At 49.0% G+C, this 551-nt stretch carries 1 protein-coding gene; it reads left to right on the plus strand.

Going from position 1 to position 551, the window contains the following annotated elements; translation table 11 throughout:
- Window positions 1-30: 30 nt before the first annotated feature.
- Window positions 31-426: a hypothetical protein gene (locus tag IE099_RS20970; RefSeq protein ID WP_229809646.1), complete on the plus strand. Its 396-nt coding sequence runs from the start codon at window positions 31-33 to the stop codon at window positions 424-426.
- Window positions 427-551 lie beyond the last annotated feature (125 nt).

Genomic DNA, 551 nt, shown 5'->3' on the forward strand with positions numbered 1-551 from the left:
ACGTTCGCTTAAAAGAATCCTTCTAGTAAAATGTCTACCCCGATTGGTCCATTTCATCGCTTAGGAGAACCTGGTGGCGATGGCTGTCCAGTTGGTGTTTTGCAAGTCGCAGCAAAAGATTCGAATGGAAAACCTATCAATGCTCAGCTTCTTGATGGCGGGAGTGACGTTGCAGAAGTTGAAATTCTTCGCACAATTGCTTCACGTTTGGGCGTCCAGTGGGGCAGGGACGAACTGGGTTGGTGGGCTCTGGTAACAGAGATTGATTTTCCTAGCTGGGCAGTTTGGAGGCAAGATGACTCCGGAAACGAGTATCTGATGGCGTCGAATATTACAGAAATCGATGCCAAGAAGCTTGTAGCTGAGTTTGAGGAAAAGGGTCACAAGCAAACTTATTGGTGCAGCGACACCAAAACTCAAGTATAGCGAACAATGCGCAGCACCACAAATCCGACCGCGCTGGCGAGTCGGAGGATTGACTGGAGAAGGGGAGGTGGTAGAAGTAATGAATGTGCACTGAGTCGGTCTGATTGGGTGTGCTTGAACGTTCG

The sequence above is a fragment of the Roseibacillus persicicus genome (genome assembly GCF_014651675.1).
Lineage (GTDB): Bacteria > Verrucomicrobiota > Verrucomicrobiia > Verrucomicrobiales > Akkermansiaceae > Roseibacillus > Roseibacillus persicicus.